This is a genomic window from Pseudomonas sp. GM21, from assembly GCF_000282215.1.
Lineage (GTDB): Bacteria > Pseudomonadota > Gammaproteobacteria > Pseudomonadales > Pseudomonadaceae > Aquipseudomonas.
This window is the reverse complement of sequence record NZ_AKJS01000164.1, coordinates 1-23360: the sequence shown is the minus strand read 5'-3', so window position 1 is coordinate 23360 and position 23360 is coordinate 1. Positions and strand designations below refer to the sequence as shown.

21 protein-coding genes are annotated in these 23360 nt (G+C 58.8%); 7 read left to right on the top strand and 14 right to left on the bottom strand.

The window, feature by feature from the left end:
* Positions 1 to 375: 375 nt before the first annotated feature.
* The 7 genes from PMI22_RS03885 to PMI22_RS03910 form a co-directional block, all read right to left on the bottom strand.
* Positions 376 to 1917: an Ig-like domain-containing protein gene (locus PMI22_RS03885; RefSeq protein WP_007948586.1), complete on the bottom strand. Its 1542-nt coding sequence runs from the start codon at positions 1915 to 1917 to the stop codon at positions 376 to 378.
* A 259-nt stretch (positions 1918 to 2176) separates the two neighbouring features.
* Positions 2177 to 2536: a DUF6124 family protein gene (locus tag PMI22_RS03890; RefSeq protein WP_007948585.1), complete on the bottom strand. Its 360-nt coding sequence runs from the start codon at positions 2534 to 2536 to the stop codon at positions 2177 to 2179.
* 372 nt (positions 2537 to 2908) lie between these two features.
* Complete coding sequence (locus tag PMI22_RS30045; RefSeq protein WP_007948584.1) at positions 2909 to 5377, bottom strand: hypothetical protein; 2469 nt, start codon at positions 5375 to 5377, stop codon at positions 2909 to 2911.
* A 114-nt stretch (positions 5378 to 5491) separates the two neighbouring features.
* Complete coding sequence (gene lapD / locus PMI22_RS03895) at positions 5492 to 7432, bottom strand: cyclic di-GMP receptor LapD (protein WP_007948583.1); 1941 nt, start codon at positions 7430 to 7432, stop codon at positions 5492 to 5494.
* A gap of 22 nt (positions 7433 to 7454) precedes the next feature.
* A complete protein-coding gene (lapG, locus tag PMI22_RS03900; protein ID WP_007948582.1) occupies positions 7455 to 8162 on the bottom strand; it encodes a cysteine protease LapG in 708 nt (235 codons plus the stop codon).
* Positions 8163 to 8230: 68 nt separating this feature from the next.
* Positions 8231 to 8626, bottom strand: a complete 396-nt coding sequence (locus PMI22_RS03905) for a YbaN family protein (protein ID WP_007948581.1) — start codon at positions 8624 to 8626, stop codon at positions 8231 to 8233.
* A 10-nt stretch (positions 8627 to 8636) separates the two neighbouring features.
* Positions 8637 to 9224: a UPF0149 family protein gene (locus PMI22_RS03910; protein WP_007948578.1), complete on the bottom strand. Its 588-nt coding sequence runs from the start codon at positions 9222 to 9224 to the stop codon at positions 8637 to 8639.
* 346 nt (positions 9225 to 9570) lie between these two features.
* On the opposite strand from PMI22_RS03910, the gene recQ reads away from it, so the two are divergent.
* From recQ to PMI22_RS03930, 4 genes are all read left to right on the top strand, one after another.
* Complete coding sequence (recQ, locus tag PMI22_RS03915; protein WP_007948577.1) at positions 9571 to 11697, top strand: DNA helicase RecQ; 2127 nt, start codon at positions 9571 to 9573, stop codon at positions 11695 to 11697.
* A 119-nt stretch (positions 11698 to 11816) separates the two neighbouring features.
* Positions 11817 to 12251, top strand: coding sequence for a MarR family transcriptional regulator (locus PMI22_RS03920; protein ID WP_007948576.1), 435 nt, complete (start codon positions 11817 to 11819; stop codon positions 12249 to 12251).
* A 126-nt stretch (positions 12252 to 12377) separates the two neighbouring features.
* On the top strand, positions 12378 to 13610 hold the full coding sequence (locus tag PMI22_RS03925) for a type IV pilus assembly protein FimV (protein WP_007948575.1): 1233 nt from the start codon (positions 12378 to 12380) through the stop codon (positions 13608 to 13610).
* Positions 13607 to 13894 carry a SelT/SelW/SelH family protein gene (locus PMI22_RS03930; RefSeq protein WP_007948573.1) on the top strand — a complete coding sequence of 96 codons (288 nt, stop codon included), beginning with the start codon at positions 13607 to 13609 and terminating at the stop codon, positions 13892 to 13894. The genes PMI22_RS03925 and PMI22_RS03930 overlap by 4 nt, the downstream gene beginning before the upstream one ends.
* On the opposite strand, the gene PMI22_RS03935 is transcribed toward PMI22_RS03930, so the two are convergent.
* Both PMI22_RS03935 and PMI22_RS03940 read right to left on the bottom strand, forming a co-directional pair.
* Positions 13888 to 14781, bottom strand: a complete 894-nt coding sequence (locus tag PMI22_RS03935) for a DMT family transporter (RefSeq protein ID WP_007948571.1) — start codon at positions 14779 to 14781, stop codon at positions 13888 to 13890. The genes PMI22_RS03930 and PMI22_RS03935 overlap by 7 nt on opposite strands.
* Before the next feature lie 224 nt (positions 14782 to 15005).
* On the bottom strand, positions 15006 to 15764 hold the full coding sequence (locus PMI22_RS03940; protein WP_007948569.1) for a helix-turn-helix transcriptional regulator: 759 nt from the start codon (positions 15762 to 15764) through the stop codon (positions 15006 to 15008).
* A gap of 129 nt (positions 15765 to 15893) precedes the next feature.
* Between PMI22_RS03940 and PMI22_RS03945 the strand changes: the two genes are divergently transcribed.
* Complete coding sequence (locus PMI22_RS03945) at positions 15894 to 16709, top strand: UDP-2,3-diacylglucosamine diphosphatase (RefSeq protein WP_007948568.1); 816 nt, start codon at positions 15894 to 15896, stop codon at positions 16707 to 16709.
* 135 nt (positions 16710 to 16844) lie between these two features.
* On the opposite strand, the gene PMI22_RS03950 is transcribed toward PMI22_RS03945, so the two are convergent.
* A complete protein-coding gene (locus PMI22_RS03950) occupies positions 16845 to 17435 on the bottom strand; it encodes an HD domain-containing protein (protein WP_007948567.1) in 591 nt (196 codons plus the stop codon).
* A 27-nt stretch (positions 17436 to 17462) separates the two neighbouring features.
* Positions 17463 to 17774: a DUF962 domain-containing protein gene (locus tag PMI22_RS03955; protein ID WP_007948566.1), complete on the bottom strand. Its 312-nt coding sequence runs from the start codon at positions 17772 to 17774 to the stop codon at positions 17463 to 17465.
* 165 nt (positions 17775 to 17939) lie between these two features.
* Here PMI22_RS03955 and PMI22_RS03960 point away from each other — a divergent pair, with 165 nt between their 5' ends.
* A complete protein-coding gene (locus PMI22_RS03960; RefSeq protein ID WP_081502831.1) occupies positions 17940 to 19001 on the top strand; it encodes an AraC family transcriptional regulator in 1062 nt (353 codons plus the stop codon).
* Here PMI22_RS03960 and PMI22_RS03965 read toward each other — a convergent pair.
* Positions 18958 to 20412, bottom strand: a complete 1455-nt coding sequence (locus tag PMI22_RS03965) for a TrkH family potassium uptake protein (RefSeq protein WP_007948564.1) — start codon at positions 20410 to 20412, stop codon at positions 18958 to 18960. The genes PMI22_RS03960 and PMI22_RS03965 overlap by 44 nt on opposite strands.
* Before the next feature lie 120 nt (positions 20413 to 20532).
* Between PMI22_RS03965 and PMI22_RS03970 the strand changes: the two genes are divergently transcribed.
* Entirely contained in the window at positions 20533 to 21099 is a 567-nt protein-coding gene (locus PMI22_RS03970) for a nitroreductase family protein (RefSeq protein ID WP_007948563.1), read from the top strand.
* Positions 21100 to 21213: 114 nt separating this feature from the next.
* Here PMI22_RS03970 and PMI22_RS03975 read toward each other — a convergent pair whose 3' ends face one another.
* Positions 21214 to 22554: a sensor histidine kinase gene (locus PMI22_RS03975; RefSeq protein ID WP_007948562.1), complete on the bottom strand. Its 1341-nt coding sequence runs from the start codon at positions 22552 to 22554 to the stop codon at positions 21214 to 21216.
* Between the two features lie 177 nt (positions 22555 to 22731).
* Positions 22732 to 23169, bottom strand: a complete 438-nt coding sequence (locus PMI22_RS03980; protein WP_007948561.1) for a Spy/CpxP family protein refolding chaperone — start codon at positions 23167 to 23169, stop codon at positions 22732 to 22734.
* Positions 23170 to 23360: the final 191 nt, after the last annotated feature.

The following is a 23360-nucleotide window of genomic DNA, read 5'->3' as shown; positions in this document are numbered from 1 at the left end:
GAACGCAGGCTTCGCCAGCTGCTACAACAATTGCGTTACCGCAGAAATTGCTTAACTGATCGGTATTAGGGCTTGCCCGCGAAGAGGCCAGGCCAGGCACCACAAAATTCTACGGTCAGCCCTCGCTACCAAACCACGCAGGACTCAGCGCATCAGCCCTGCGGATCAACGTTATCCAGCATCCGGTTCACCGCCAGTTCACCCAGCATGACGTTCCGAATAAATAAATGCGTCCCCTTTTCCCGCGTCCCTTTTCCACGTCTTTTCCAAAATCAGCCCGTCCCTTTCCAGCACGTTTCTCTGCCGTTTAACAGAGACCTATGCGGGTAGTGGAGCAACGGTTATTGCGTCGTCATCGTCAGATTGCATAGCCCTTCAACCGGACAGCTCAAAGCCAAACCCGTAGTCTAGATCCGAGTTCACGCTGGCAGCGTAAAGATTACCCGATACACTGTTGTACGCCTCCCCTACACCGCCTCCAGTCCAGGCATTGGGGTAATTACTCCAAACAAACCATGGACGCCTGTAGCAGCGTTCCATGACTGCACGCAGACTCGGCGTCAGGCCAATGAAGCCATTTGCAGGTAGGCTAGCGGTGTAATTTGCATAATTCCACGGCCTGCCAGCCACCCTCAGGTGGTAGAGCGTCAAACTATAGATGTTTGAAACCGAAACATTGTAACTGGCCCACGCACCGAGTTTATCCCGGATCGTGATGGTGGCTGAGCCATTTCCCATACCCGTCACTTTGCCGTCAGCGCTCACAGTAGCGATGGCCGGGGTATTTGATGCATATGTATAGGGAAGTACACCTCCGGTTGCTTGTCGCACGGCGGTGTTTCCTATTGCGTCGACGCCATTGAGATTCGGGCTGTATCCACTTCTGATCATCACACCATTTAATAGAAGTAATGAGGTATCCACGATCAGCCCGGACACCACAGTCAAGGTACGCACATTCGAATAGGTTGGTTCGCTGTGATAAAGCGATTTGGCGTACAAACGGTGTGCACCCACCGCGACAGAGATGGTGCGCTCCCAGACACCTGTCGTTGCATGGGCGGTCGCCGTTCCCTTGGACACCGCATCTGAGCCGGAACCGTCAAAAATCTCCACCTTCTGGCCATTATCGGCCTTGCCGGTCAGCGTCGCGTTGGTTTCGGGTGTGTTGCCGCCATCCGGAATCTCAACACCACTGGGCAAGCCTTTCACCGAGCCGAGGGTTGGCGCTGGCAATACTTGCTCCCCAATCACCTCTCTCAGCACCTTCGAAAACATCAGTCGGTCGCCACTGCCGAATTTGTAAACGCTGTAATTGATCTTCGCCGTGACCCCTTGATTGGCAGCGATCCAGGTTGGCGGGAGCGTGAACGTTGGAATCACGCCCGTCTGGACCAGGCGTTCAACACTGTCCCATACGGTTTTGCCAATGGCACGTATGCGAACGGTGTAGCCGGTGCTCATGCCCACGTAGTTGACGCTAAGGGTTTTTTTATCGCTCGACAGCGTCGGCGGCAATAGATCGAATTGGTGGGGGGTGATATGCAGTAACAGTTCTCTGGAAGGAATCAGAGGCGCGCCCGGTGCTGTGCGAACGGTGTAGTAAACACTCACGGTATGGCCAATGGCATCGATGACTTCCAGGAGTGGAATCGGCAGATTGATAACCCCCGGAGTGCCGACCGTCACGACCTCCGTATGGTACGTGTAGCGAGGATTTCCCCATGTGATGCGCACCGTATGCCCCGTGGTCATGCCGGTGTAATGCGGCACTTGAGCGGTAATGTGGCTGGCGCCGTAAACTTTATCGAAGTTGAGCCGATCACCTTCGACCCCATCAGCCTCCAGTATTTTTGGGGCCATTGGCTCGGCCATCGTTGCAGTTGAATCGATGAGATTGGATTGATCGAATGTCATGGGATACCTTCCTTATCGAAACGACTAGCGGGAGTGGGTCAGGCGATCAAACACCCCAGGAAGGCAAATTGGCTACTGTCAGAAATTACAGGTTGAAGCGGTTTCCAGACAAATGGTCGCGGTGGTCCAGTCGACCCTGAACACAACTCTTGAACCAGCCGACATTCCCTGTGGCAGCGAGCCAGTTCGCGATAAGCGATATCGTGGTCCAAGCAGCCCTGTGGCGAGAGGGGCTTGCCCCCTTCGCCACAGATCAGCGTTAGTTTTGCGGGTCGACGTTATCCAGCATCCGGTTCACCGCCAATTCGCCCAGCATGACGTTCTGTTGAATGCCCAGCAGGGTATGGCGCTGCGGGCCGTTCAACTGCCCCGCGAAATCACTCAACATGACACTCGCTGACGCCAACGACTCACAGGCATTGACCAGTAAGGTTTCGTCATCGGTCTCGGGAGCAATGAAGAAAATGGTGCTGGGCTTGCGCGGCGTGTCTTTGGGAATGACCGGCTTGAGGTAGTAATCGAGGGCACGGTCGGCGGCGGTGTTGAGTTTTTTGGAATCGGTGGATTCGTAGGGGGAGACGTCGTCGGTTTCGGGTGGGTTGGGTGTGATCTTGAACATATGAGGCTCCTAGAGTCATGGAGCTGCCAGGTTTTGCTGCGAAGCAAAGGGAGGTGGCAGCTGTACGCGGGTTCGCAGACCGGGACTCTAGAACCGGCAGACCCGAAGGCCTCCCACGCACAACCGCCATAACATGGACTGACAGGCGTAAAGCACCTGCTCATGAACGGAGGACGTCGTGCGTCTAGAGATTACCGGGCTGCGAAACCCGATCGCTGATTCGTCAGCGACCCGGAAACGATAGAGCTCCGACCCAAGGCGCACAAGCCGGCGGATTCTGGCGCAGTCGTAGGCAGTGGCGCAAGGATGTGTAGGCTGAGAGAGTGTCTGGAGTTGTTGATTAAACATCTCCATTCACCCTCAGGACTTTCCTTAAATCAAGTAGGTACAAGGTATCTGCCAGTCACGCCAAAGGACACCAATCGAGCCTGCTTGTGGAGAAACAACATAGAAATTCCCATTATCTGGGGCTGCCTGTGAAGTCCAGTAGTGATGTCCGTCAGGATGATTTTGGCCTCCACCGAGACCACCTTTTGGCCATCCATACCCGCTCATCAGATTCCCCCATTCGCCAAACAAACTTCCAACTGCCCGGATGTATTGCGTGGGATTGCCTGTTGTGGCGGCTGTCATTTGAGCAATGGAAGGCAATCTCCCGCCGTTAGAGGCGTAATGGTAATTGTGCAAAAGTTTGTCAGGAATTGAAAAGAACAGAGGCAATGATTGCATGGTAAATGCGGTGGTTGCTCCACTACTGTCTCTAACAGTAAAGGTCGATTGGTCTTTACCTTTGATAGTGACGATGCCAGTCGGGTCAATCTGATTGACCCCTGAGGATGAGGAGAATGTGTAAGGTGGTACTCCGGCTTCCACGTTGATACGAAACCGGGCGCCATTAAAGCCGGTTCGAGGAAATCCAGAACCAACCGCGAATAGATGAGGGTGGGAGTGTGGGGATGCTGTCAGCCCGGATATTTCCAATGGCAAATTCGCCTTGATCTTGTAGAACCTCTTCGGAAATTCAGTTGCTTTCTGGTAATTGGGGATGCCGTCAAAATTCAGCTTGTAAAGGATCGCCAATTCACTGTCGGCCATGAGCGTTTTCAACCAAGCAATAGGTACAGCCCTGCTCAGGCCCGGCAACGTATCGTGAGGTTCGCCTTTACGATCTTCAAAGGAAGTTGCCTCGCCATTCTTATCGACACCTCGATACTCCAGCCAGGCGTTTTGCCTCGCCACTTGATGCGGCCACTCACTGACGCGTAACAGATCACTGGGTTGTAGTTGAGTCACATCCAATTCGTTCCCCGCTGCGCGGTCGATGGCTGGAGTTGGCAGGCTCGGGTGACCATCCGGTATTTTGCCGACAGTGGCGATCAACACCGGCGATGGCTGCAGTGGTTTTCCGTCACGAATCAGCAGATAACTGAGCTTGACCTGACTGCCCATGTTCGCCGCGATGAAGGCGTTGTTCAGTGGGAAATTGGCACGGCTGTTGGCGTTCAGCGGCAGGGGCGTGAAGGTCGGAGAGCCTGCGCCAGGAGTGCCTTCGACGATGAGTTGGACGGTGTCGCCATCGTGATAACCCAGCACTTCCACCTGGCCGTTGGCGCCTTGCTGATTGGCTAGGTCCAGCGGGTCGAGTACGCCATTGACGGACTTCTGCAACCGCGGCGCTTGCAGGTCCGGTAGCCCCTCGCCAATGACCCGTGCCGTGGCCACTTTGGAAGTGCCGGCCGGCATCCCCCCTTTGAACAACTGATACGTCACCGTCACCACGCTGCTGACAATGACTTTGTCGTTGGCCACTTGCAGTACGCACGGTTTCTTTTGCCCGAACTCATCGGCTTCGACATCGTCGGTGACCGTCACCACCACATCTGGCTGGCCGATGATTTTTGCGGTGTAGGTCGCACTGATGGTGTCGCCTGGCTGGAAGCGCGGGTCGTTGGTCAATACGATCAGCAGGAGCGGGTTATTGCCCAGTTTCTCCAGGTCGATGATGCCTGAGTCGTCTGTCGGATCGTTCTGGATTTCCCGCAGGATTGGCGCTGGCAAGCGCGTGCCGGCCAGGTCCACATCGACGATGTGTGTAGCCGACCAGGGCGAGTCGGTGTCCGGGCCATTCCCCAATTGGTCGGTAACGGTGAAGGAAAACTTGAACTTTGGATCGTCCTTGGCACTTTCCAGATCGGCACGCGTCACGGTGAAACACACGGTGACCGGCTCATCTGTACCAGGCTTGGGCGCTTGCAGTGCAGTGACGGTATGGAACACATCGTGGCCATTGCAGTTCAGACGGATAACGTCGTGAGCCCGGCAAAATGGATAAGCCACACAGACTTGATCGCCTGCGACAGGGAAGTCGGGGCCAACACCGTTTTTGATGGTGTCGGGCAGCAACAACTCCAATCGAGCGTGGCCGTCTCCACCCGGATCAGGGTTCTGATTGCCGGGTCTGATAGCGTTGTACAGCAACTCCAGCGCGGGCTCGGAAGTGCCCATGTTCTGGCTGCCACGCTTCACCGTGTAGGTGAGACGATTGATGATATCGGGGAGCAGCAACTTTTTAGGAATGTATATCGTAACGCTGTCGTCGACACCTACGGTCTGCTTGCTGTCAATGCTGAGTTGGCCGTTCAGATTCAGCGAGACGGTTTCGCCGCCTTCCTGACCAACAAAAGCATCAACCTCAACTGTGGCCCCCATCGGCGCCAAGTCATAAATGCGCAAGGGCACGCCTACATCGGCGCCTACGACCGGAACAGTGCCCTCGGGAAGCCTTGGTGGATACAGCCGCAGAATAGCGTTATGGAGTGTTTTGGGTTGATCGTCGGCCATAGCTTTGCTCCTTGCCGGGAAGAGGCTGAAGGGGACTGATGTGCTATCAGGCACCCGGCAGGAAGTCGCTGGCTACTGTCAGATCTGACAGGTTGTAGACGAACGGTTATACTCTCACATCGGCTCCGGCGGCCCGATCAACCGTCCCATCACCCCAAACAACCCCAATTCCCGAATCACCTCCAACTCCCCCTGCGTCTCCACCATTTCCGCAATCAATGGCAGATCAATGCTGTTTGTCGCCCGAAAAATCGCATCGATAAACAGCCGCTTGTCTGGCTGTACATCGATGCTGCGGATGTACGCTCCATCGATTTTCAGATAGGCCAGCCCCAGTTGCGTCAGATTGCCGATCTGGCTGAAGCTGCCGCCAAAATGCTGCAAGCCGAGGCGGTAACCCGTGTCGAGCAGGCTGTGGGTCATTCGCTGTAGTTCGTCGGGGGGCGGCAGTTGGCGTTCGTCGATTTCCAGGGTCAGCAGCGGTGCCAGGTCTGGCAGTGAGTCGAGCAAGTCGATGATTTCTCGCCGCTGCGCCGGGTCGCGCAGGGTGTTGCCGGACAGGCTCAACGCCAAGGGCCAACGGTTGAGGACCAGATAGTCGAGGGTCGCTTCGAGCATCGCGAGGTCGAAACGCGCGGACCAGCCGAGACGCTCGATCCACGGCAGGAAATGCCCGGCGGCAATCGCTTCGCCGCTCGGGTCGAGCAGGCGCGCAAGAACTTTGTGGTGCAGCACTTGACTGGTGTCGGCGCATTGCACGACGGGTTGGAAATACAGCCGCAGTTTGCCGTGGGTCAGGGCGTCGTCGATCCAGCTGCGCCAGTCATGTTGGGTATGGTTGGTGGCGGTGTCAGTATCGGCCAGACAGACCCACGGTCGCTCGGGGTGTTGCCGGGCTTGCGTCAGTGCCTGATCGAGGCGCAACAGTACATCGCTGGCCGGTTCGCCGGGGTGATAGGCGACGATGCCCAAGTGCGCCACCGGCATGCAATCGCTGGCATCGGTCAGACGCAGGTTTTCCAGGGTGGCGCTGATTTCCGAAGCCAGGCGTGCGGCATCGACGCTGTCCAGACCCGGTGTCAGCAGGCTGAACTCACCGCCGCGATTGCGCGCCGCCAGCCAGGTGCGCCGTTCCGGCGGTTGCGTCAGACGCTTGAGCAGCTCGCCAACCGCACTGATCAGTGCATCAGTGCGCTGGCCACCCAGACGCTGGTTGAGGCCGACCAGGTCGTTGATCCGCAGCATCAGCAAGTGGCCGGTGCTGCTCTGTTCGCTGACCAGCAGGTGATCCGCCAGTTGCTCATCCAGCAAGCGCCGGTTGGCCAGGCCGGTGAGGCTGTCCTGATAAGACTCGGCACGCAGTTTTTCACTGCGCGAGGCTTCTTCGGCGAACAGCGTCTTAAGCTTTTCGACCATCTGGTTCATCGCCAGCACCACGCGCTTCAATTCCGGGGTGCGCGGCAGTTTCGGCAGGCTCAGGAACTCGCGTTTGCTGATGGCTTCGGCCTGCTTGACCATCTTGTCGAGCGGGCGCAATTGCCGGCGTAACAGCCAACCGCCAAATACCGCGCTGAGTAATCCGCAGATCAGCAACCAGATCAGGCTGCCCACTGTGCTGTCCCAGAGTTTGGCCAAGGCAAATTGCGGGTTGCTCATCACTTCGACCCGCGCCACCTGGTCCCAACCGCGCATGATCAGCGCGTCACCACCCTCTGGGCTCAGGTTGACGAGCCTGACGAACCAGCGTGGAACGCCTTTGATTTTCGCGGGGGCACTGCGTTCCACCAACACCTGTTCATCGACAATGCTGACGACGCGAATACTGCTGAAATAACCGCTGTCGTAAATCGAACTGACCATCAGCTCGATCATGGCCGGGTCGTCGATCTGTGCGGTCAGCGACAAACCGAGCGCGGTGGCGGCGTCCTGGGCGTGGGAGCGCAACTGGCCGAGCGTTTGTTCGCGGGAGCTTTCCAGGCTGACAAAAAAACTGCCGCTGAAAGCCACCAGCAGGAACAGGCAAATGGCGAGAAACAACTGTTTGCGCAGTGACATAAAACGCTCCTTGCGGTGGCAACTAGCCTTCGCCCACGGCGAACCCTTCGGCTTGCATTTTTTTCAACACGTCTTGCCAGCGTGACAGCTTTTTTGAGTCGCTGCTGCGTTTGCCGCCATTGGCCCCCGGCAAGTACAGGCCTTCGGCGTTGAAGGCGTACACCGGCAGCAGGTCTTTGCGTTGGGACGCGGGGCGGATCTCACTGATCAGGTTATCCAGCACCAACGGTTCGGCCGTGGGGCTGCTATAGAAGGTCAACACCATGTGCGCCTGGTTTTGGGCCAGGGCCTTGACGTAGGTGATGCGCAGTTTCTCACTGGGAATCCCGAGATAGCGCAGGCTGAAATACTTCGCCAGCGCGTAGTCCTCACAGTCGCCGGCGCCCTTGATCAGCGATTCTTCTGGCGTGGCCCAGTAATCGGTCTGACGCCAGATGCGCGTGTCATCCTGAAAATTCAGCTGCTGATTGAAGAAACGATTGACCGCATTCAGTTGCTCGCGCTCCGGCTGCTTGAGTTCGCTTTTGAGCATTTGACTCCAGGCCTCGATTCTTCCCTTGGCGGGGCCGAGCGGGCCATAGCGTTTTTCGGCGGTTTGCAGGATCTGCGAAAAGTCCCAGTCAGCCAGGACGCTGCCCAGACCCATCAGCAGGAAGCCGGCCAGCAGCAGCCATCCGCCGAGTCGAAGTCGGAGCGTTGACCATCCTGGACTACGCGGACGACGGGACATGTGGCAACTCGCGTGAAGATGTCTGAAGTCTAGGCGGTGTTTTCAGCGGGGGCGGACAAATTGTCGGGTCAGGGCTTGTGCAGGGTTTTTTGCTTGAGGATATAGATCGTTACCAGCACGGCGCTGGTCAGCATGAACCCGCGCGCCCACGGCAAAGGCACCAGATAGCAGGAGAGCAGGATGCTCGCCCACATCAATCCGATGGCGTAGACCTTGCCTTTGAGCGGGATGCCGTTACCGTCGAGATAGTCGCGAATCCATGGACCCAGCCGTGGATGTCCCACCAGCCACTGATAAAAACGCGGCGAACTGCGGGCAAAGCACGCGGCGGCGAGCAGCAGGAAGGGGGTGGTGGGCAATACCGGCAGGAAGATCCCGATCACCCCTAGCGTTACGCTCAGCCAGCCGATGGCCAGCAGCACGTAACGCAACATCAGGGAGCGGTTGCCTATGGGGTTGTCCATAGGCAAAACCTTAGTGGTGACGTGGCTTGAGGATCGCCGGTTTTTCGTCTGGTGCCTGGCACAGCAGGTACAGCGCGGTCAGGGCTTCCGGGATCTGCACGATCATGTCGTCCATCAGGTTGGCATCTTTGGCGATGTCTTCGAACTCAGGCTGCTCGTCGAACAGACCCGAACCGACCATGATCGGCAACAGCATTTCGCTGACTTCGTCTTCGGCGGTTTCGAACCACGCGGCTTCACGCAGGAACACGCCTTCCATGAACCCGATGCACCAGCCGCGCAGGTCGGAATCATCCGGCTCGTCGCCCAGGTCGAGCTCGCATGGCAGCTCGAACTCTTCGTCGGACGCCAGTTGGCGGGCGATGTGAGCCTTGAGGGCCAGCAGGGTGGATTCGATCGCTTCACGCTCGGTGTCGTCAGCGTAGTGCGGCTCTTCGGCGAAGAGGGCGTCGATCCATTCACGGTCAGGAACGGTTTCGGAACAGATCGACAGCGCGGTGAGATAGCCGTGGGCGGCCACGTAGTCCAGCGCCTCGTCATGCAGTTCGTCGGCGTCGAGGAAGACTTGCAAACGGGTTAGTTGCTCAGCGAAGGACATTAAAGGGCTACCTTGGGGAATGTTCGATGCGGGAATTCTAGGCCTTCTTGAGCGCTCAGGCCAGCCGCACGGCATATTTGCGCCCTCGCAGGAATACAGAACACCACATTCCCTGTGGGAGCAAGCCCGCTCACACAGGGTTCTGCATTGCATTGGGTTCATGTGTCTTATCAGCGGTGCCCTGTGCAAGGGAGCGCTCGGGTATACTCGCGCGTTTTGTGATGCCCTGCTGGCGACGCGGCTGAAATGTGCAGCCTCATGCAATGCGCGCTTACGATTTGTCGGTGCAGCGTGCGTGGTTCTGAACCAGCCTTGCAGGGATGTTTTTGTGATTTTTGGAGTTTTTATGCTCGAACAGGCTCAACGCGTCCTCAAGGACATCTTCGGCTACGACAGTTTTCGTGGCCGTCAGGGTGCAATCATTGAGCGCGTGGCCAGTGGCGGCGATGCCCTGGTGCTGATGCCTACCGGTGGCGGCAAATCCTTGTGCTTCCAGGTACCGGCGCTACTGCGCGAAGGCCTGGCGGTGGTGGTGTCGCCGCTGATCGCGCTGATGGACGACCAGGTCGCCACCCTCGAAGAGCTGGGCGTCGCGGCTGCGGCATTGAACTCCACGCTGAGCGCCGAACAACAGCGCGACCTGGCGGCCCGCATCAAGCGCGGCGAAGTGAAAATGCTCTACCTGGCGCCCGAGCGTCTGGTCCAGCCGCGCATGCTGGCTTTCCTGCAAAGCCTTGAAATTGCCCTGTTCGCCATCGACGAAGCGCACTGCGTGTCCCAATGGGGGCATGACTTCCGTCGCGAATACCTGCAACTGGGGCAGCTGGCGGAATTGTTCCCCAACGTCCCGCGCATCGCCCTGACCGCCACCGCCGACAAACGCACCCGCGAAGAAATCGTCGACCGTCTGCATCTACAGGACGCCGAACGCTTTCTGTCGAGCTTCGATCGCCCGAACATTTTCTATCGCATCGTGCCCAAGGAGCAGCCACGCAAACAGTTGCTGGCGTTCCTGGCCGAGCGGCGCAGCGATGCCGGCATCGTTTACTGCCTGTCACGCAAGAAAGTCGACGAAGTCGCGGTATTCCTCAGCGAGCAAGGCTTCCCGGCGCTGCCGTATCACGCTGGTTTGCCCAACGAAACCAGGGCCCACCACCAGAAGCGCTTCCTCAACGAGGAAGGCCTGATCATGGTCGCCACCGTGGCCTTCGGCATGGGCATCGACAAGCCCAACGTGCGGTTTGTCGCTCACCTCGATTTGCCGAAATCCCTGGAGGCGTACTACCAGGAAACCGGTCGCGGCGGTCGTGACGGCCTGCCGGCAGATGCCTGGATGGCTTACGGCCTGCAAGACGTGGTGATGCTCAAGCAAATGTTGCAGAACTCCGAAGGCGATGAGCGTCACAAGCGCCTGGAACAGCACAAGCTGGACGCGATGCTCTCGCTCTGCGAAGAAACCCGCTGCCGTCGCCAGACACTGCTGGCCTATTTCGACGAAGACATGCCCGAGCCGTGCGGTCATTGCGACAACTGCGTCGATGGCGTGCAGACCTGGGACGCCACCGAGCCGGCCCGGCAGGCACTTTCGGCGATCTACCGCACCGGCCAGCGCTACGGCGTCGGGCATCTTGTGGACGTGTTGCTGGGCAAGGACAACGAAAAGGTCCGCAGCTTTGGTCATCAGCATTTGTCAGTGTTTGGTGTCGGCAAAGCCATGGGCGAGAGTGAATGGCGCTCCCTGTTCCGACAGCTGGTTGCCCGTGGCCTGGCCGACATCGACCTCGAAGGCTACGGCGGTCTGCGCCTGAGTGACACCTGCCGGCCGCTGCTCAAGGGTGAAGTGACCCTGGAGCTGCGCCGCGACCTCAAGCCGCAAACCACCGCCAAAAGCAGCAAGAGCCAGGCGAGCCAACTGGTGCGGGGCGAAGAACGCGAGCAGTGGGAGGCGCTACGTGCCTTGCGGCGCAAACTCGCCGAAGAACATGGCGTGCCGCCGTATGTCATCTTCCCCGACTCGACGTTGCTGGAAATGCTCCGCAGCCAGCCGACCTCGTTGTCGCAAATGGCTACCGTCAGCGGTGTTGGCGCGCGCAAGCTCGAACGTTACGGCGAGGCCTTCCTCGAAGTACTGGGCGGTCAGGTCGAGGCTCCGAAAGTCGTGGCCGACGTGCGCCACGAACTGATCACCCTGGCCCGTGCCGGCATGACGCCGCTGCAAATCGCCGGTCAACTGCAATGCTCGGAAAAGAACGTCTACACCATGCTCGCCGAAGCGATTGGCAAGCAGCAGCTGTCGCTGGAGCAGGCGCTGGATCTGCCTGAAGAATTGATGGGCGAAGTCCAGGATGCGTTCCTCGACGGTGAAGGTGAGTTGCCAGCGGTTTCGGAGATTGCGGCGCTGTTTGCCGGGCGCGTGCCGGAAGGCGTTTTGTATTGCGTGCGTGCCGCCCTGCAATCGGAGTTTGAGGTTTAAGCGGTCTTGTAGGTTGATGTAACGATTCACTAAAGACCGAGTCTTGCCTCAAGCGTACGGTCATGCTTAGCTGACTAATAATTAGGTTTTACTATTTTCAGTCTGATCATGAGTGTTTTATGCCGTTAACCGATCAACACCGCTTTGGCATGCAACTGGCCCATATGTCCCGTGGCTGGCGTGCCGAACTGGACCGTCGTCTCGCTGGCCTGGGACTGTCCCAGGCACGCTGGTTGGTGCTGCTGCACCTGGCACGTTTCGATGAAGCCCCCACTCAACGTGAGCTGGCACAAAGCGTGGGTGTCGAAGGTCCGACCCTGGCCCGTTTGCTCGATAGTCTGGAGTCCCAGGGCCTGGTCCAGCGTCAAGCTGTGCTTGAGGATCGCCGGGCCAAAAAAATTGTCCTCTGCGCGCCGGCCCTCCCTCTGATCGAACATATTGAAACCATTGCCACGCAACTTCGCCACGAGCTGTTCGCAGGCGTCGATGAGGCGGATCTGCAGGTGTGTATGCGGGTTCACGGGCACATTCTGGCCAACCTTGAAAAATCTTGAGGTATAACCACTCGCCGGACTTCCCGGATCTCCCGTTGGGCAGACTATAAAGAACTACTTGGCAATATCGTGTTCGTAACGGACGTGCGAACACGCACAGGTGGGTTCTGTCGTTAAGGGATGCTCATGTTTGAGAGTTGGCGATTGGTTTTGCAGGGTGGTGCCAGGTTGCTTTTGGTCGGTGGCGCTCTCACGTACTCGGCATTGGCGCCCGCGTTGGGATTGGGTGAGATCACACTTCACTCTGCGCTGAATCAGCCGCTGAGCGCCGACATCGCCCTGGTGGATGTCGGTGGCCTGGAGGAGGGCGAGTTGTCCGTCAGCCTGGCGACAGCCGATGAGTTCGGCCGTGCCGGCGTCGAGCGGGTGTTGTTCCTCAACAATCTGAAGTTCACACCTGTCCTGCGCGGCGACCGAGGTGTGATCCGGGTGACCTCCAGCAAAGCGGTCAAGGAGCCTTTTCTGGATTTCGTGGTGCAGCTCAATCAGCCCAACGGGCGTTTGCTGCGCGAATACACGGTCCTGATTGATCCACCGGACCCGGAGGCGGTCGATCCCGTCGCTGATGAGCCGGTCGTCGAAGCTCAGCCCTCTGCCTTCGCGGACATCCAGCCGGCCAAGGTGTCATCAAATTCCATCAAGGAGCCCGCCTCGACGCCGGTCGCGGTTCAACCTGCGGTCCCTGTGAGCGATCCCGTTGTCGCCGAACAATTGGCCGCCAGCGTGCTGCAAAACCAGCAACTGCAAAAGACCGTGTATGAGTTGAATGCAAAGTTTACTGCTCAGGACGAGCAGATCGCCGGTCAGAAAAAGCAGGTGACCGAACTGCAGACCCGATTGGCTGAACTCAATTCAGCGGCCACCGAGCCTGCGGTACCCGTCGCTGCCGTTGTCGAGGAGCCGCAAGCCACTAATGGATTGTTGATGGCTGGGCTGCTGGGGCTGGTGGCTTTGGCACTCCTGTTATTCCGTCGCAAGCATCGACGCGAGGAGGATGCATTGCCCGAGGCTTCCCCCGATTTGCCATCACCGCCGGAGCCGATGTTTCATCCCGTTTTTGCATCGCCGGAAAACAGCCTGCAAGACGCCGGGCTCGCCTCCCTGAAACTTCAGGACTACCGCGCCAGCCACCCGAAACTGAACAGTGCGCCACCTTTGATAGTCATGCCAGTGGACCCGGTGTCTAACGACGAGTACCACTTGAAGCTGGATGATGCGTCGATGGATTCAAGTTGGGACCTGGTCAACCCTTTCGACAGTTCGCCCTCACTGGATGACAGCTACCTCGACGAATTCAGTAATACCGGCCAATCACTGGAACTTGAACCGCTTAACCTGAAACTGAAGGAGCCAACATGACCGCGCACAAACCGGAAATAGTCATCACCTACTGCACTCAATGCCAATGGCTGTTACGTGCGGCCTGGTTGGCCCAGGAACTGCTCAGCACCTTTGGTGACGACTTGGGCAAGGTGTCGCTGGTGCCCGGCACCGGTGGGGTGTTCCATATTTTCTGTGAAGGCGTGCAGCTCTGGGAGCGCAAGGCCGATGGCGGTTTCCCCGAGGCCAAAGTGCTCAAGCAGCGGGTCCGCGATCAGATCGATCCGGACCGCGACCTGGGCCACAACGACCGCACTCAGTGAGACGCCGCTTCTGCCGCCACGGTCTTTTTGCTTGAACCCCCCGACAGCCTGCTGGAGGCCACAATGGCGACGATGATCAGCGCGCCGCCGATCAGCATCCGCAGCGTCGGGTTTTCATTGAACAACAGCCAGGCCACAGTGATCCCGTAAACCGGTTCGAGGGCGAACACCACTGCAGCAGTGCGAGCCTTGATCACCGCCAGACTGGCGACGAACAGACTGTGTGCGACGCCGGTGCAGAACACGCCGAGCAGACCGATCCACAGCCAGTCGAGGCCGCGCACGTCACTCAACTGCGGTGCCGCCACGGGCAGCAGGCACAACGCGACCACTACGTTTTGACACAGCGCGGCCTGCACTGGCGGGATTCGTCCGGAGCTCGCCCGGTTGGTCAGCGACAGCAGGGCAAACAACAACCCGGAGCCGACGGCCCAGAGCAGGCCCGTGGTGGCGCCACTCGCCAGATCGAAGTCGGGCGTGACCAGCACCAGCCCGACACTGACCAAAACCACCAGCAGGATTTCATTGGCGCGAATCCGCTCGCGGAAGATCAGCCCTTCGAGGATCACGGTAAATGCCGGGAAGCTGGCAAAGCCCAGGGTTGCAATTGCCACACCCGCCACCTTCACCGCAATAAAGAAACTCACCCAGTGCCCGGCCAGCAGCAAGCCGCCGAGCAGCAGGCGGCGCCAGTCCACGGCTTCAGGCGTGCGCCAACGGGTGTTGCTGGCGAAGCGCGCAAACACCGCCAGTGCCAGCATCGCAAACGCGGCACGGCCAAAAACGATGACAGCGGGGGATGCGGCGGCGAGTTTGCCGAATACGCCGGTCAGGCCAAACATCAATGCGCCGATATGCAGGGCGCCAAGGGCGGTACGGGGAGTCATTGCAATCCTTGATAAACGTAAAAATCCAAACCGACAGAATTCGCCGACTTGTAGCAGCTGGCGAAGCCTGCGTCCGACTGCGAAGCGGTCGCAATCGGGACAGATGCGATTTACCTGACGCACCGCGTGTGCAGGTTTTACGACCGCTGCGCAGTCGGACGCAGGCTTCGCCAGCTGCTACATTTAATCGCGCAAGTCTCGCTGTGTCTGTCGTCAGACTCGCCTCATTTGTCGCCAGCCTCGCGCCGCAGTTTGCCGGGGGAGACGCCAAACTCGCGCAACACCGCTGCGGCAAAGGCACTCTGGGAGCTGTAACCGACCCGGCTGGCAATCTCGCCGATGGGCAATGGCGAATCACGCAGCAATCCCACCGCGATATGCAGCCGCCGACTGCGGATATAGTCCATTGGTGTCTGTCCGCATTCGGCGACAAACCGTGCGTGAAGACGGGCACTGGACAACCCGGCGATACCGGCCAGGTCCGCCACTTGCAGCGGATAAGCCGCGTGCTGATCGATGTGCGCATTCAAAGCCGCATACGGCAGGCGCCGCCCCCCGATGCTGGCCGGCCTGGCGTTATTGAGGCTGGCCAATAACAGCACCGCGCCTTGTTGCGCGATCAACGGATCATTGACCTGACTGCTCGCCAGCCAACTGACCAATTGGCTTTGCCCGGCATCCAGCGGCAAGCGCCCGGCGTTATCGAGCAGGCGGCGACTGGCCTCGGCATGCTCGCCAAGCGACTGTGAAACCCATTGGTCGCTTGGCACATCCAGCACCAGGCAACGGCTGCCATTGCTGCTGCCGCAGGCGTGATGGAAACCGGACGGCACCACCACAAAACTCTGCTGCACCACCTGACTGCCATGCCCGTCGACTTCAAAATCCAGCGCACCCGACAAGCCAAACACCAGTTGGGCGTGGTCGTGGCTGTGGATGATCAAGTCATCGGTGTATTGGCGTAGTGTGAGGATCGGTCGCATCACCGCTCTCCAGGGCAAGGTCCGGCCAGTCTACACCGGCTCATGGTTGTCACAGGAATGACTCAACACTGTCATGGTCAATTCACCCGGCCGGCGCACGCTTGGAAAAACCATCGCAGAGGGTTGCCCATGACCAGCGCCGAGCTCGCCAAACCCAGTCGCAAGCAACGTGTGCGGACATTGTGGATTTCTGATGTGCACCTGGGTACTCGAGATTGCCAGGCCGAGCACTTGTCGCAGTTTCTCAAGGGCTACCACGCGGACAGGATTTACCTGGTCGGCGACATCATCGATGGCTGGAAACTGCGCGGCGGCATGTACTGGCCCCAGGCGCACACCAACGTGATCCGGCGTCTGCTGACCATGAGCAAGCGCGGCACTGAAGTCATCTACATCACCGGCAATCACGACGAATTCCTGCGCCGCTATTCCAGGCTGATTCTGGGCAACATTCAATTGGTGGACGAAGCCGTGCACGTGACCGCCGATGGTCGTCATCTGCTGGTGATCCATGGCGATCAGTTCGATGTCATCACCCGGTATCACCGCTGGCTGGCCTTTCTGGGCGACTCGGCCTATGAATTCACCCTGACCCTCAACCGCTGGCTCAACCACTGGCGTGCCCGTTACGGCTACGGCTATTGGTCGTTGTCGGCGTACCTCAAGCACAAGGTGAAAACCGCCGTCAGCTTCATCAGCGATTTCGAGGAAGCCATTGCTCACGAATGCGTGAAGCGCGAGTTGCATGGCGTGGTGTGCGGGCATATTCACCATGCCGAGATTCGTAAGGTCGGTGGGGTGGATTACCTCAATTGCGGGGAATGGGTGGAGTCGTGCACGGCGCTGATCGAGCATTGGGACGGGACGATCGAGCTGTATCGCCTGGCGGATGCGCAGGCGCGGGAGGCGCAGTTGAGGGCGCTGAAGGTTGCCGAGCCTGCTTGAAATTTGTGTTGATCGGGCTGGCCCCATCGCGAGCAGGCTCACTCCCACATTGGACCGAGTCCGCCTTGAGAAATGCGGTCAACTGTGGGAGCGAGCCTGCTCGCGATGGACCGCGCAGCGGTCCCGCTGGATCTATCAGGCCGGCGAATGTTCTTCCATCGCCGCCTTGTAGATCGAGTTCTTCGGTTGCGCAAACAACCGTTCCATCATCGGCTCAAAGAAGCTCAGCGGCAGGGTCTCATATGCGGGGTCAAACGCCGCTGCATCGTACCTGGCGCAAAACTCGATGGTCGCCTGATACTGCGGATGCTCGCTGAACTGCTCGCGCAGATGCCGATCCATGCCCAGATGATGGAAAAAGTAATAGCCCTGGAAAATCCCGTGTTTCTCCACCATCCAAAGATTGTCGACGCTGACAAATGGCTTGAGAATCGCCGCCGCAATGTCCGGATGATTGTAGGAACCCAACGTGTCGCCGATGTCATGCAGCAGCGCGCAGACCACATATTCCTCATCACGGCCATCACGCCAGGCGCGGCTGGCGGTTTGCAGGGAGTGGGTGAGACGGTCCACCGGAAAACCACCAAAATCGCCCTCCAGCAACTTCAGGTGCGCCACAATCCGAGCCGGCAATTGTTTCGCATAGGCACTGAAGTCCGCGGCGATGATCGCCCAGTCTTCCTGTGTGCCATCCTTCATGTGGGTGAAACGGGCGTTGGCACTCATCGGCTATTCTCTTGTTGTTAACGGCGCTTAAAACGGCACGCGGCCCAGAATCATGTCGCGGTACATGACAAAATCGCTGAGCAGGCTATAGAGAGGATGTTGGAAGGTCGCAGGTCGATTCTTCTCAAAGAAAAAATGCCCGACCCAGGCGAAGCTGTAACCCGCCAGCGGAAGGGTCCATAACATCAGCCAAGCGCCTTTGCCGATGCTCAGGGCCAAAATGAAGATGACCAGCGTCGTGCCGATAAAGTGCAATCGTCGGCAAGTGCTGTTGCTGTGTTCACTGAGGTAATACGGGTAGAACTCAGCGAAACTGTTGAAACGTTTGATATTTTCCACGACTGCGATCTCTGTGCTTATTGTTCTGATTGCAAGTTGTTAGTCGGGTAGCTTATTTGAGTCTAGAGTGATCATTGGCATCAGCCAGTGACAATGGGCGCCACATTAGTATCCTTTGGAAACCAGCCGCCTCAGACGGCTCATTGAGAACAATAAGCAAACGCCATGAGCGAACGAACGACTTCTGCAAGCTGGGCGATGGGAATTGTCAAAGCCCTGGAGATGGACGGCCTGGATTGCCGGGCTCTATTCAAACAGCTAGGGCTTGACTACGCATCACTGGATGATCCGGATGCGCGCTTCCCGCAAGATTCCATGACGCGACTGTGGCAGCGCGCGGTCGAGCTGTCCGGCAACCCGGCAATCGGCCTGAACATGGGCAAGGTGGTGCGACCGGCCTCCTTTCATGTAGCGGGTTACGCATTGATGTCCAGCCAGACACTGGCCGAAGGCTTTCAGCGGCTGGTGCGCTATCAGCGGATCATTGCCGAAAGTGCTGACCTGAGTTTCCGCCTGCTGGATGAGGGCTATGGGCTGATTCTGACGGTCCACGGCGACCATCTGCCGCCGACCCGGCAAAGCGCTGAAGCTTCAATGGCCTGTGCGCTGGCGTTGTGCAGCTGGTTGACCGGGCGTACCTTGCAACCACGCAAGGTGTTGGTGCAGGGCGATGAGCCCGCGGACCTCGAACCCTATAAACAAGCCTTTCATGCGCCATTGATGTTCAACGCACCTTACGACGCATTGATTTTCGAACGTGCCGACATGGAAGCGCCACTGCCCACTGCCAACGAGGCGATGGCGCTGTTGCATGACCGGTTTGCCGGCGAGTACCTGGCGCGGTTCTCCGAAACCCGCGTGACGCACAAGGCGCGCCAGGTGCTGTGCCGTCTGCTGCCTCAGGGCGAACCCAAACGCGATACCGTGGCGCAGACGCTGCACCTGTCGCAACGCACCTTGCAGCGACGCTTGCAGGAAGAGGGCACCAGTTTTCAGACGTTGCTCGATGACACACGGCGCGAATTGGCCGAGCAATACCTGGCCCAGCCCACCATGACCCTGCTGGAAATTGCCTACCTGCTGGGGTTCGCCGACCCGAGCAACTTCTTCCGCGCGTTCCGCCGCTGGTTCAATGCCACCCCTGGTGAGTACCGGGCACACATCACAGAAGCGGCGGCGCAGGTCAATGTCGCCAGAAAGCAGGAATGCACAGAACAAACACCGTAATGATTTCCAGTCGGCCCAGCAGCATGCCGCACGACAGAATCCACTTGGCGGCGTCCGGCAACGACGAGAAGTTACCCGCCGGCCCGATGGTCGGACCCAACCCCGGCCCGACACCGGACACAGTACTGGCCGCACCGGTCAGGGCGGTCATCCAGTCCACGCCGAGCAGTGAGAGCAGCAACGCGATGACGCAGATGGTGATGGCGAAGAAGAACGAAAAGGTCAGGATCGAACGCACGATTTCTTCGTCGAGACGGTGACCGTTGTACTTCTGCTTGATCACCGCGCGCGGGTGAATCAATTGGTTAAGGTTGGCCTTGAGCAGGATATAGGCGACCTGGAAGCGGAATATCTTGATCCCGCCGGCCGTCGAGCCAGAGCAGCCGCCGACAAAGCCCAGGTAAAAGAACAGCATCAGCGAGAAATTGCCCCACAGGCTGTAATCCCCCAGCGCAAAACCGGTGGTCGTGACTACCGATGTCACGTTAAACGCCACATGCCGCAAGGCTTCGAGCCAATGCAGTTGGGTGGTCCACCAGTACCAGGTGCCGAGCACCAGCCAGGTCACCAGCAACATGCCGAGCATCCCTTGAACCTGCTGATCCTTGATCAATGCCCGACGATTGCCGCGCAAGGTCGCGACGTACAGGGTAAAGGGCAGGCTGCCCAGAATCATGATGACAATCGCCACCCAGTGCACCGCCGGTTGCGTCCATTTGGCCAGCGATTGGTCAGAAGTGGAAAAGCCGCCGGTGGAGATGGCTGACATCGCGTGGTTGATCGAATCAAACAGGCTCATCCCGGCCCACCAGAACGCCAGGCTTCCGAGAATGGTGATGCCGACGTACGCCGCCACGATCAAACGCGCCACCATGTGCGAACGGGGCATGACTTTCTCGGAACGGTCCGAGGACTCGGTCTGAAACAGGCGCATGCCACCGATACGCAGCAGCGGCAGGATCGCGACCGCCATGCCGATAAAACCGATGCCGCCGAGCCAGTGCAACAGCGAACGCCACATCAAAATGCCGGGGGACATGCTGTCCAGGCCGCTGAGTACCGTGGCACCGGTGGCGGTGATGCCGGACATGCTTTCAAAGATCGAGTCGGTGAAACTGACGTGCTGAGCCAGTAAAAACGGCAGCGCGGCGAAGAGGCAGACCACCAGCCAACTGCTGACGGTCAACAGGTACATGTCCCGTGGACGCAGGTGTATGTGTTCGGGGCGACCAGGGATAACCATCGCCAGGCCTGCGACAAAGGTAATCATGCTCGACCACAGGAACGAAGGTAGCTCGTGGGTGCGGTCGAAAATCACCAGGGTCGCCATGGGCACGGTCATGGCGATCGCCAGCGTGATCAGGAAGATGCCGATGATAAAACCGATAATCCGTAAGGTCGGCAACGCCATGAAGTCCGCTCGGGCTGTTGTGGGAGGGGCGCCATTCTACCTGCGGGGCAGGGCATGTAAACCGACGCCGCTTGCGCACTTGCAGATAGAATAGCCAAACATTTTTTCTGGAGGTGGCCGATGCAGGCTCTCGACGCTTTGCTCAACCGTGTTTCCGTTCCCCGACTCATCGATCCGGCACCGACTGCGGCGCAGCGCGAAGTGCTGTTTGGCGCGGCGATGCGCGCCCCGGACCATGGCCATTTGCAGCCTTGGCGCTTTCTGACGGTCGAGGGCGCGGCGCGCGAGCAAATGGGCGAGTTGCTGGCCGAAGCGGCAAAGCTGCAAGACAGCGAGGTGTCGCAAGCGGCGCTGGACAAGGCGCGTAACGGCCCGCTGCGTGCGCCATTGGTGGTGGTGGTGATTGCGCGGGTGCAGGAGCACGTCAAATACCCGAAATCCGAGCAACTTCTGGCAGCGGGCTGTGCGGCACACGGGATTTTGCTGGCGGCGTATGCGCAAGGGATTGGTGCGGTGTGGCGCACCGGTGACTTGGCCTACTCGGCGCATGTGGCCAAAGGGCTGGGGTTGGCAGAGGGGGAAGAGGTGATTGCGTTTCTGTACCTCGGCACACCGCAGAAAGAACCGCGCGTGGCCGAGAAAGTCGACCTTGCCGAATTCGTCAGCGCCTGGACCGCTAAATCCTGAAGATAAAAAGAATCGCAGCCTCGTTTCACTCGACAGCTGCTACAGAGTTCCGTGTGCCTCTGTAGCAGCTGTCGAGTGAAACGAGGCTGCGAGCTTTTTGCATCACCCCTGTACTTACGGTTGGGCGATGGCCCCCGGCACCAGCGGCAATTCCAGACTGGCCACAAACCCGCCCTGCGGATGATTGGCCAGCACCAGGCTCCCGCCATGTCGTTCCGCCGCGCGGCGCGCAATCGCCAGGCCCAAGCCATGCCCGGCCGCTGTTTGCCCTGGTGCTCGATAGAAGGGTTCGCCCAACTGGTGCAAATGCTCGGCGTTTACGCCTGGCCCATGGTCGCGCACGCTGACCACAATGCGCTCACCCTGACGCACGGCCTGCATTTCGATCGACTGCCCAACCGGGTTAAAGCGCTGAGCGTTGCGCAGCAGATTGTCGACGGCACGCTCGATCATCGTCGGCCAGCCTTTGAGGTTCAGTTGCGGTTCTGCCTCAAGGCGCACGTTTTGCTCGGGTGAACCGAGTTGTGCGTCCTTCTGCAGCGTATTCAGCAACGCGTTGAGGTCGACCTCTTCGGCGCTGGCGTTGTCGGCATCGACCCGCGCCAGCACGAGGATTTCGCTGATCAACGCTTCCAGCCGGTCACATTCGCGGGTCAGGCGCGGCCAGAGTTTTTCCCGTTCCTCAGGGGTGGCCCGTTCCGCCAACGCCAGTGCAATGCGCAGTCGGGCGAGCGGGGAGCGCAACTCATGCGACACGTCGCGAAGCAATTGCCGCTGACTGCCGATCAGGCTTTGCAGGCGCGAGCCCATGCGGTTGAAGTCATTGGCCAGCACACCAAACTCATCGCGACGGTTGGCCAGTTTCACCAGGCTGTTCTGCTGGTAAGTGGTTTGTCCCAGATCATGCACGGCACCGCGCAAACGGCTGAGCGGGCGGGTGATCGACAACGTGACGAACAGGCTGAACAAGGTCAGCACCACCAAGGCAATGCCCAGCGCACTCAATGGCCACAGCAGACTTTCGCGGTGCCATGAATCCAGTTCAGGGTGCGGGATGCGATAAATCAGCAGGTAGGTGTCGCCGGTTTTTTCGCTGGTGTATTCCGCCGTCAAACGACGCCATGGCAGGCGCCGATCATCGTTGTTCTGCCGGGCTTCAAACGCCGCCGCGCGACGAGGGAAGGTGCCACGCACCACCGGGTCGCCGCTTTCGTTCAACACCTGAACGTCAATGTGATATTGACGTTTGCGCTGTTCCAGAATGTCCTGGGCGGCCTCTTCACCTTGGGATTCGTAGGTTTGCGTCCACTGTTCGGGCAGGGTATTGAGGCCCGGATGGCGGCTGAGAATCCACGCATCCTGGTTGAGCATGTGCCCAAGCAGAATGGAGAGCCCCGCCACCAGAGCAATGGCCAGCCAGAAGCTGGCCAGAATTCGCCAGAACAATGAACGCACAGAAAATCCTCACACAAACACAAATCCATGTGGGAGTGAGCCTGCTCGCGATAGCGGTGGGTCATTCAACAATGATGTCGATTGACACTCCCTCATCGCGAGCAGGCTCGCTCCCACAATTGAACTGAGTGGCATCAGACCCAACGGGGTTGAGCCGTTGGGTCCGGGGTTAGCGCATTATTGCGCTTTTTGCGGTTGTTGCGCTTTCCAGGCCTTGAACTCGGCCCATTCGGCGCGACGCTCAGCCTTTTTCTTCTGGATCTCGTCGAATTGCTTCTGTTGATCCGGTTTCAGCAGGGCACGCACGTCGGCCTCTGCTTTTTTGTGGTTGGCGGACATTTCGTCCTTCATGGCTTTCTGGTCGGCTGGCGAGAGTTTCTCCAGGTACTTGTCGACCAGTTGCTTACGCTCGTGCATCTGTTCGCCCATGATCTTGCGGATCTGCTCGCGCTGTTCGCGGCTCAGGTCCAGTTGGCTGTACGGGCCTTTGCCGTGCATGCCGTGCATCTGACCGCCGTGGTGCGAGCCGTCCATCGGGCCGCTACCTTCAGGCATGGCCATGGCAACGGTCGGCAGGGCGGCGGCGAACATCAGAGCGATTAGAGTCTTGCGCATGGTGAATCTCCTTGTCTCGTTCCCGGTACGTTCCGGATGAGTACAGAATACGCAGATCAAGGTCAGCGGCGGTCAGCGGAGCGTAAAGCTTGGGTAAAGACGGTTTCTCGCCGACCTGACAAAACCGATTAATCTGACAAAACATGACCCGCGTAGCAGCTGCCGAGCCTGCGAGGCTGCGTTCGGCGGCG